Annotated in this window: 8 protein-coding genes, 1 rRNA gene and 2 pseudogenes; 8 read left to right on the top strand and 3 right to left on the bottom strand. The window is 68.8% G+C overall.

The window, feature by feature from the left end:
* Nucleotides 1–258 precede the first annotated feature (258 nt).
* The 5 genes from J7E91_RS06950 (at nucleotide 259) to J7E91_RS06970 (ending at nucleotide 4,812) form a co-directional block, all read left to right on the top strand.
* Complete coding sequence (locus tag J7E91_RS06950) at nucleotides 259–1,848, top strand: sensor histidine kinase KdpD (RefSeq protein WP_214899989.1); 1,590 nt, start codon at nucleotides 259–261, stop codon at nucleotides 1,846–1,848.
* Complete coding sequence (locus tag J7E91_RS06955) at nucleotides 1,845–2,252, top strand: roadblock/LC7 domain-containing protein (RefSeq protein WP_214899990.1); 408 nt, start codon at nucleotides 1,845–1,847, stop codon at nucleotides 2,250–2,252. The genes J7E91_RS06950 and J7E91_RS06955 overlap by 4 nt, the downstream gene beginning before the upstream one ends.
* A complete protein-coding gene (locus J7E91_RS06960; protein ID WP_214899992.1) occupies nucleotides 2,249–2,614 on the top strand; it encodes a DUF742 domain-containing protein in 366 nt (121 codons plus the stop codon). The genes J7E91_RS06955 and J7E91_RS06960 overlap by 4 nt, the downstream gene beginning before the upstream one ends.
* Nucleotides 2,595–3,194, top strand: a complete 600-nt coding sequence (locus tag J7E91_RS06965) for an ATP/GTP-binding protein (protein WP_214899994.1) — start codon at nucleotides 2,595–2,597, stop codon at nucleotides 3,192–3,194. The genes J7E91_RS06960 and J7E91_RS06965 overlap by 20 nt, the downstream gene beginning before the upstream one ends.
* 85 nt (nucleotides 3,195–3,279) lie before the next feature.
* Entirely contained in the window at nucleotides 3,280–4,812 is a 1,533-nt protein-coding gene (locus J7E91_RS06970) for a cytochrome P450 (protein ID WP_214899996.1), read from the top strand.
* Here J7E91_RS06970 and J7E91_RS06975 read toward each other — a convergent pair.
* Nucleotides 4,787–5,767, bottom strand: coding sequence for a terpene synthase family protein (locus J7E91_RS06975; RefSeq protein WP_214899998.1), 981 nt, complete (start codon nucleotides 5,765–5,767; stop codon nucleotides 4,787–4,789). The genes J7E91_RS06970 and J7E91_RS06975 overlap by 26 nt on opposite strands.
* Nucleotides 5,768–6,168: 401 nt before the next feature.
* On the opposite strand from J7E91_RS06975, the gene J7E91_RS06980 reads away from it, so the two are divergent.
* The 3 genes and pseudogenes from J7E91_RS06980 to J7E91_RS06990 form a co-directional block, all read left to right on the top strand.
* Nucleotides 6,169–7,077, top strand: a complete 909-nt coding sequence (locus J7E91_RS06980; RefSeq protein WP_214899999.1) for a TetR/AcrR family transcriptional regulator — start codon at nucleotides 6,169–6,171, stop codon at nucleotides 7,075–7,077.
* Between the two features lie 20 nt (nucleotides 7,078–7,097).
* Nucleotides 7,098–7,315: pseudogene (locus J7E91_RS06985) on the top strand (L-carnitine dehydrogenase); the annotation flags it as partial.
* A gap of 40 nt (nucleotides 7,316–7,355) precedes the next feature.
* Nucleotides 7,356–7,523 (top strand): annotated as a pseudogene (locus J7E91_RS06990) (thioesterase); the annotation flags it as partial.
* A gap of 25 nt (nucleotides 7,524–7,548) precedes the next feature.
* On the opposite strand, the gene J7E91_RS06995 reads toward J7E91_RS06990, so the two are convergent.
* Together J7E91_RS06995 and rrf are read right to left on the bottom strand one after the other, a co-directional pair.
* A complete protein-coding gene (locus J7E91_RS06995) occupies nucleotides 7,549–8,514 on the bottom strand; it encodes a YihY/virulence factor BrkB family protein (protein ID WP_214900000.1) in 966 nt (321 codons plus the stop codon).
* A 121-nt stretch (nucleotides 8,515–8,635) separates the two neighbouring features.
* Nucleotides 8,636–8,752 (bottom strand): 5S ribosomal RNA (rrf, locus tag J7E91_RS07000).
* Between the last annotated feature and the right edge of the window lie 48 nt (nucleotides 8,753–8,800).

Raw genomic sequence — 8,800 nt, forward strand, 5'->3', positions numbered from 1 at the left:
GGTCTTCGCGCGTACACAAGGCCTACTCGTCACCCGTTCGGTTACTCCTTGCGCACACGCATGAGCCCAGTGTGCAAAGTTGGCGAGTCTAAACCTGCCAGGAGGGCCCGTGCAGAGGGTTAGGCGAATATGCCGCCGCACTGATCCCATCTGGCTAAGCTCGCTCGAAGCGCGCCGAGTTGATATGAAACCACGCACTTGTTCGCAAGTGTCTTGATAGTTCGAGTACATCACCGAATCGACCGCCAGAGGGTTTACATGGTTCGCGTTGAATCGCCTCCAACTGACAGAGAATCCCCCTTCTTTCGCGCGCTTGTGCCACCCGCCCTCCTGATGGCCGCGGCCACCGCCGCCGCCCTCGTCGTCGTACCGGGTCCCGCCCGGATACCAGTCGTGTGGTTCGGCGTCCTGGCGACCGTGGTCGTGACGGCCGTCGCCGCCCAAGTCGTCCGTCGCGGGCGGGCCATGCGGGCCCTGCGTGCGGAGTACGAGCAACGCCTCACCGTCCTCGACCAGCGCGTCACCGGGCACGCCCAGCAAACCCTGCGGCTCAGCAACGAGCTGCTGCCGGCCACCATCCGCCGCCTCCGGCAAGGGCAGTCGCCCGACGAGGTGATGCGGGACATGGTGGACGCGGACCCGACGTACCGCGGTCTGCCCGAACCGGAGCGCGCCCTGGTGCGCTCCGTCCTCGAGATCGTCGACAACGAGGAAGCGATGCGCGACTCCGCGCAGCGCGCGTTCGTCAACATCGCGCGCCGCGTGCAGGCCATCGTGCACCAGCAGTCCAGTGAGCTGCGGCTGATGGAGGAGGACCACGGGCGCAACCCCGCGGTCTTCGACGACCTGCTGCGCCTCGACCACGGCACCTCGCTGATCGGCCGCCTCGCCGACTCCATCGCCGTACTCGGCGGCGGCCGGCCCGGACGTCAATGGCCCGAGCCCGTACCGCTGTTCAGCGTTCTGCGGGGCGCCATGTCCCGGATCCTGGAGTACCAGCGGGTCGATCTGCACTCGATCGCCAAGGTCGCCATCATCGGCACGGCCGTCGAACCGCTCATTCACGCCTGCGCGGAGCTCCTCGACAACGCCACGCGCTACTCCCCTCCGCAGACCCGGGTGCACGTCACCGCGGTGGAGGTACAGACCGGCATCGCCATCGAGATCGAGGACGGCGGCGTCAGCCTCAGCGAGGAAGCCAGGGGCAGGGCCGAGCGCATGCTGGCCCGCGCCCAGGCGGGCATCGACCTCAACGACCTCGGTGAGACGCCGCGGCTCGGCATGGCCGTCGTCGGCCGTCTCTCGCAGATGTACGACCTCAAGGTCTCGCTGCGGCAGTCCGCGTACGGCGGCGTCCGCGCGGTGCTCATCGTGCCGCGCGACGTGATCACCACCGGTCGCGCCCCCGGCATCGCCCACGGCATCGGCGCGCAGGCGATCCCCCGGCAGGGCCCGTCCGGCCTGTCCGAGGCGGAAGAGGCTCGTGTCCCCAGGCGCAAGCCCAAGCCGAAGCCCGCCGTCCAGCCGCAGCGTCCGGTGCACATGCCGGTCGCCAGGGAGGAGGACGTTCCCGAGGTGACCGAATGGACGGCGCAGGGGCTGCCGCAGCGCCGCAGCCGGGGCCGTGCACCGCTCGGGTCCCACAACCTGCCGCCCGAACAGCGTCCGCCGCTCAACGGCCACACCAACGGCCACACCAACGGCCATGCCAACGGCGCGGCCAAGGAGCCCGAGCCGGAGCCGGGGCTCTGGATCGAAGCCTTCAACAAGGGGTTCAACGGGGAGCTGCCGGACCCGTCGGCCGATGACGAACCTGACGACGCGTTGGACAAGGGAGATCTCAAGTGATCCAGCAACGGGCGAATTTCGACTGGATGCTCAAGGAACTGGCCGACGGGGTGCCGCAGATCCAGCAGATCGTGGTCCTGTCCGCGGACGGACTGCGCATCGCCCGGCACGGCGGCGACCCCGACATCGCCGACCGGCTCGCGGCAGCCTGCGCGGGGCTGCAGAGCCTCGCCGCGGCCGTCGCCGCCGAGATCCCGTACAGCGAAGGCAAGATGCGGCTCGTCGTCATCGAAGTCGACCGTGGCCTCTTCTACATGATGGCGGCCGGGACCGGCGCCTACCTCGCGGTGCTCGCCGACGAGACGGTGGACGCGGGCCTCATGGGGACGCGTATGCGGGACCTGGTCATCCGTATCGGAGCCCACCTGACGAGCCCTCCGCGCCATGACGGGCACACCGCATGAGTCCGCCCCGACGAGAACGGCGACAACCCGGGACGAAGGACCCGGAACGGCTGTACGTGCTCACCGGCGGCGCGGACAGTGCTGACCGGGCCCCGCTCGATCTCGTCACGATGGTCGTCTCCCGCACCGAACCGACACCGACGGTCCAGCCCGAGCAGGCCGCCATTCTGCGGCTGTGCCGGGCCCCGTTGTCGGTGGCCGAGGTCTCGGCGTATCTCAATCTGCCCTTCAGTGTGGTGACGGTGCTGGTGACCGATCTCCTCGCCACTGAACTGGTCGAATCGCGGGCGCCCATCGTCCGTGCCGCCCTGCCGGACCGATCCCTCCTCGAAGCGGTGATGCATGGACTTCAGAAGCTCTGACACGATCACCGGCCCACGCGGCGAGGACGTCCTTCCCACCACGGCCTCGGCCGCGGTGAAGATCGTCATCGTGGGCGGGTTCGGGGTGGGCAAGACCACGATGGTGGGCTCGGTGAGCGAGATCCGTCCGCTGACCACCGAGGAGACCATGACCGAGGCCGGGGTCGGCGTCGACGACAACCTGGAGGGCAAGACCGCCACCACCGTCGCCATGGACTTCGGCCGGATCAGCATCAGCGACGAGCTGATCCTCTACCTCTTCGGCACACCGGGCCAGGAGCGTTTCTGGTTCCTGTGGAACGGCCTGTTCGAGGGCGCCCTGGGCGCGGTGGTGCTGGTCGACACCCGCCGCCTCGAGGTCAGTTTCGACGTGATCGGGCGCCTGGAGGAGCGCGGAGTGCCGTTCGTCGTCGCCATCAACACGTTCCCGGACGCGCCCCGTTACCCCCTCGACGTCCTGCGCACCGCCCTCGACCTGCCCCCCGAAGTGCCGATAGTGGACTGCGACGCGCGAGGGCGCGGGTCCTGCCGCGATGTCCTCCTGACGCTGATGCGCTATCTGCACTCCTTGTCCCTGTAACTGCCGGGTCCGGTACGTGCCGGGCCCCCGGCCACCACCGGGGCCCTGTATCTGCCGGCCTGATCGCCCGATCCCTGGAGTGACCGTGACAACCCCCTTCCACCATCTACCCGGAGCGGACGACGGGGCCCTTCCGCCCCCGGGATGCCCGGCCCACGCCATCACCGCAACGGGCCCGGGCGGCCTGCGCCGGCTGTACGGGCCGGAGCACGAGAACGACCCGATGGCCGTGTACGAGAAGCTGCGCGCCGAGCACGGCCCGGTCGCCCCCGTACTGCTCAACGACGACGTACCGGCCTGGCTGGTCCTCGGTCACACCGAGAACCTGCACATGACCCGCACCCCTTCGCAGTTCTCCCGCGACTCGCGCCACTGGCGCCTGGTAGCCGACGGAACCGTGCCCCCCGACCATCCGCTGGCCCCGGTCTTCACCTGGCAGCCCATCTGTGTCTTCGCCGACGGCGGGGACCACGAGCGGCTGCGCGGCGCGGTCACCGACAGCATCGGGCGCATCGACACGCGCGGTGTACGCCGCCACATCAACCGGTACAGCAACCGGCTCGTCAACAGCTTCTGTCAGGACGGCAAGGCCGATCTGGTGAGCCGGTTCGCCGAGCACCTGCCGATGATGGTGATGTGCCAGATCCTGGGCATGGCGGAGGAGTACAACGAGCGGATCGTGCAGTGCGCCCGCGACATGATCAAGGGCACAGCGACGGCGAACGCCAGCAACGCCTATGTGATGGGCGTACTGAACAGGCATGTGGCCAAGCGCCGGCTCGCGCCCCAGGAGGACTTCACCAGCTGGCTCGTCGAGCACCCGGCCGGGCTCACCGACGACGAGGTCAGCCAGCATCTGCGGCTGGTGCTGATCGCGGCGTACGAGACGACCGCGAATCTGATCGCCAACGTACTGCGCATGGTGCTCACCGATCCGCGCTTCCGCGCGCAGCTCAGCGGCGGCCACATGACGCTGCCCGAGGCGGTCGAGCAGACGCTGTGGGACGAGCCGCCGTTCACCACGATCCTGGGCCGTTGGGCCGTCGGTGACACCGAGTTCGGCGGCCAGCAGATCAAGAAGGGCGACGCCCTGATCGTCGGCATCGCCGCCGCCAATGTCGATCCGGTGGTACGCCCCGACCCGCACGCCTCGATGCAGGGCAACCGGGCCCACCTCGCCTTCAGCGGCGGGCCGCACGAGTGCCCGGGGCAGGACATCGGGCGCGCCATCGCCGACACCGGCATCGACGCGCTGCTGATGCGCCTGCCCGATGTGCAACTCGCTGTCGAGGAGCACGAGTTGCAGTACAGAAGCGCGCTCATGTCCAGGCACCTGGTCGCGCTCCCGGTGAAGTTCGCCGCGCGACCGCCGCAGTCCGACGCCGAGAGCCTCATCACCACGGCGTCGCGCACGAGGCCCCAACCGGACTGGCAGGTGGACTCGCCGGCCGGCGTGAGCGCGCCACAGCCCGCCCAGGTTCCGGGGCCCGCGCCGGAACCCGTGCCGGCGACGCCACCCGCGGCGGTACAGACACCGGTCGCGGTTCCGGCCCAGCGCAGGCCGGTGGCACCGAAGCGGATGTGGCAGTCACTCACTCGCTGGTGGCGCGGTTACTGACCGTCAGCTGATCCCACCACCAGGAGACCGTCGGGAGGGGAAGCGGCTCGAAGCTGTCGTCGGCCGGACGCTGCTTCCACCATCCCTCGTCCGGCTTGCCCACCGGGGCGCAGGGCACGCTGTAACGGGGGCAGAGCGACGCCCAGTCGAGGTGCCCCCGGATGAACTGGCCGAGCCCCTGTACGTACCGGCGCAGTCCGCCGCCCGCGTCCTTCAGCACCTGCTCGCTCAGCCGGAGGAAGAGCACCATGACGCGGTCCCGCATCGCCACGGCCTCCTGGAGCGCGTGGTGCGGATCGCAGCCCAGTTCCTGGCACAGGACGTCTATCAGGTTGAGGTCGTCGCCGGCCCGCAGCAGCTCCTTATTGCGGGAGTACAGGTCGTTGTCCCAGCTGACCAGCGTCCAGGTGATCTCGGTGAGGGCCCGCACGCGCGGGTCCTCCAAGTCGTTGTCAGGTATGGAGTATCCGGCGACGATCTCGATCATCGCGGTGGAGGGGGCCATTCCTATGGCCCTCATCCACAGCGTGACGTAGTCGTTGAGCGAGGGCAGTTCCGGGCTGCGGCGCCAGGCCGCCTCCCACACCAGCCCCGAGGTGTATACGCGCATGGCGTCGGTCCAGCGGCGGATCTGCTGCCGGGACGCGTACCGCTCCAGTTCCAGGCGGAGTAAGCGCAGCGCGGCCGCGTGCGGCGAGTCGTCCGGCTGGAATGCGTGCGGGGCCTCTATGGCCCGCACAATCCGGGACGTCTCCTGAGCGAGCGCGTCCGCGGTGACGTAAGACTCGTCGCACACGCCGTCGTCGAGCGAGAAGAGCACGGCGTGGAACTTGGCCATCAGGATGAGCGGTTCAAGTTGCCCGTACGACATGGTCGACGCCGTGAGGCCGCCGAAGTCACAGAGGGCGAGCCGCCTGCGCTGATGATCGTCCGCGTCGAGGCTCTGCTGGAGCATCCATCGCACTGTGATGTCGTTGAGTGCCTCGGCCGACGGGTGGACGATAGACGGCACCGGGCAATAGAAGGGCACGCTCGGCAATTGCTGACCCAAGCGACTTGGCGAGATTACGGTCATGTTCGGCCTCCTGTTGAGTCCCCCGCGTACGCTGGGGCGTATATGCCCATGTCCGACCATCAATAACAATGCAACTGGCCGTTGCATGAAGCGAGTTGATCGCAAGTTGCGCACAGTTGCAGAAGTACAATTTCGTCGCTGTGCCGGGGGTTCTCACGACTTACGCCGCTGACTGACGCATCAGTCAGCACCTCATCGCCGGGGCTGAATCCCTTGAGGTTGCAGGGATCTCCGCACTCGCACATTGCGTTCATCTCAACGGATGAGTACGGTGCCCGGCCATGCGGTCAGAACCCGGAAGCCGAGTCGGCAACTCGGGCGGCGAGGTCGCCGAGCGAGTGCGTCAGGTGATCGGCGCCGCCGGTGTGAGCCAGCGCGAGTTCGCCCGACGGATAGTCATGGACCCGTCGAAACTGTCGCGTTCACTCAGCGGTGTGCGCCGGTTCACCGTGGCCGAATTGGCCCGTATCGCCGACACCGCCGATGTCGACGCGCGCTGGCTGCTCGGGTCCCGTACCGACGCCTCCGCGAAGTCCTCCGCCGTACGACGTGACCGCCCGGCGGCCGTCGCGGCGCCCGAAGGCGGCAGGCCGCTCCAGATCGTCCGGGAGACCGTGCGGCTGATCGCGGAGCGCGGCTTCCACGCCGTACGGGTCGCCGACATCGCCGAGGCCTGCGCCACCAGCACCGCCGCCGTCCACTACCACTTCCCCGGCCGGGACGAGCTGCTGGAAGCCGCCGTGCGCTGGTGCATGGACGAGGACACCGCCCGGCGCGCGACCAGGATCGCCGACGCGGGTGACGCGGCGGACGCACTGCGGAAGCTGATCGAGCTCCAGACGCCGTACACCGAGCAGCAACGATGGCAGTGGAGCGTCTGGCTCGACCTGTGGGCGGAGGCGGCCCGCTCCACCGCCGTGGGCCGGCTGCACATCGCGTACTACCGGCAGTGGCGTGCCACGGTCGCCGATGTGCTGCGGCGCGGTGTCGGCCAGGGTGTCTTCCGCCCCACCACGGACCCGTACGCCGACGCCCTGCGGCTCACCGCGCTGATCGACGGCCTGGCCACCCAGGTGCTCGCCGCCGCACCGGGCGCCGGAACAGGCACGAGTCCCGAGGACATGCATGCGGCGCTGCTCGCGTACGTGGACGCCACCTTGTCCGTACCGCGCCCGTTCCCCAAGGACTGAACCGCCCCGCTCCCCCTACTCTGGTCGCCAACGGCGAGGCCACCGTGCGCCAGATCGACGACTCGATCACCGAAGGGCCGGGCCTGCGCTGGGCGTTCATGGGCCCCAGGAGTTGTACGACGCGATGGTCGCCGGATGCGAGGAGGCGGCCGAAGGACGCACCATCGCGGACCTGGTCACGCAGCGGGACCAGGGCGTGATCGACGTACTGCGGGCGACCGGACGACTGGAGAAGTGAAGTGATAGACCCCGCCCCTGCCCCTCCCCCTCCTGCCGCCCCGGAAGCCACACCCGTGGCGACGACCGAGCTCCTCGCGGTCCACGTCGACCAGAAGGCCGGCCGTGCGGCCCCGTTCCCGGACGCGATCCGCGAGCGGCTGACGACGCTGGCGGAAGAGCCCCCGGTGTGGGCGGGGCGCTCCATCGCGGCGGTTCCTTCGTCCTGACCTCCTGACGTCTCCCGGGCCGGGATCACGACCCCGGCCCGGGGTCGGGCCTGACCGGCTCGGTGATGCCGGCGCGGGCGGCTTCGAGCTGGGCGGCGAACGCGACGCCCAGGAACAGTGCGATTCCGGTGAGATTCGCCCAGAGCATCAAGGCGACGAAGGCGGTGAGCGGCCCGTAGACCGCGCCGAACGAACCGCTCTTGGCGACGTACAGGGCGAGCAGCCAGGTCGCCGCCACCCACAGCACCAGGTGTACGGCGGATCCGACGGCGAGCCAGGTGTAACCGGGCTGGTCACGTCGCGGCGCCCAGCGGAATATGACCGCCGACGCCAGCAGTGCCAGCAGGACACCGACCGGCACCTCCAGCGGGCCCCACACGTCGAGCAGGGACTCGGGCCACCCGAGCGCCTCCACCAGCGACTCCCCCACTGCCTCACCGGCGACCATGACGAGGAAACCCAGCACCATCGGAACCCCGGCCCCCAGGGCCAGCAGCAGACTTCGGCCGTACTTCGCGAGAAACGGCCGGTCCCTCTCGATCCCGTAGATGCGGTTGCTGCCGCGCTCGATCTGCCCCATGGCCGAGGTCAGGTTCAGTACGGCGAAGCCGAGCCCCAGCCACATGGCGACCGCGATCGATGTACTGCCGCCGGCGCTGCGCCGGGTGTCCGCGAGGGCTTCTTCGACCAGCTCGTTGCTGGCACCCGGCACGATGTGCCCGAGTGTCAGCTCGACCACGCGCCCCACACTGTCGGTGTGCACGCTCGCGGCGACGCCCACCAGGGCGATGGCGAACGGCACGATGCCCAGCACCACCTGGAAGGCGAGAGACCGCGCGTAGCTGAACCCGTCGGCGTACCGGAAGCGAGAAAAGGCATCGAGGAACAGCTTGCGCCCCCCGTAGTGCCGCAGAGCGGTCAGGGCTTCGTCGCCCGAGAGTTCGTCCCCGATCATGTCCCGAGTCTGGGGGACATGCACCACAGTTCCCATCGGACGCCCACTTTCACTCGAATGTTTTGCCCGCATCGAATCCGGTCCTGAGAATACGAGCCCAGAACGCAAAAAAGCCCCGGCCCCTGGACATAAGTCCAGGGGCCGGGGCATAAAATTTGTTCGGCGGCGTCCTACTCTCCCACAGGGTCCCCCCTGCAGTACCATCGGCGCTGAAAGGCTTAGCTTCCGGGTTCGGAATGTAACCGGGCGTTTCCCTAACGCTATGACCACCGAAACACTATGAAGATATCGAACCGGATATTGGCACAGTTCGTTACTTCAG

The sequence above is a fragment of the Streptomyces sp. ISL-99 genome (assembly GCF_018614005.1).
Lineage (GTDB): Bacteria > Actinomycetota > Actinomycetes > Streptomycetales > Streptomycetaceae > Streptomyces > Streptomyces flavidovirens.

What these genes read in the sequence shown, in the direction of transcription:
- J7E91_RS06950 (WP_214899989.1), top strand. Translation starts at nt 259, where the DNA reads ATGGTTCGCGTTGAATCGCCTCCAACTGACAGAGAATCCCCCTTCTTT.
- J7E91_RS06965 (WP_214899994.1), top strand. Translation starts at nt 2,595, where the DNA reads ATGGACTTCAGAAGCTCTGACACGATCACCGGCCCACGCGGCGAGGAC.
- J7E91_RS06975 (WP_214899998.1), bottom strand. Translation starts at nt 5,767, where the DNA reads ATGCTCCAGCAGAGCCTCGACGCGGACGATCATCAGCGCAGGCGGCTC.
- J7E91_RS06995 (WP_214900000.1), bottom strand. Translation starts at nt 8,514, where the DNA reads ATGGGAACTGTGGTGCATGTCCCCCAGACTCGGGACATGATCGGGGAC.
- J7E91_RS06980 (WP_214899999.1), top strand. Translation starts at nt 6,169, where the DNA reads ATGCGGTCAGAACCCGGAAGCCGAGTCGGCAACTCGGGCGGCGAGGTC.
- J7E91_RS06960 (WP_214899992.1), top strand. Translation starts at nt 2,249, where the DNA reads ATGAGTCCGCCCCGACGAGAACGGCGACAACCCGGGACGAAGGACCCG.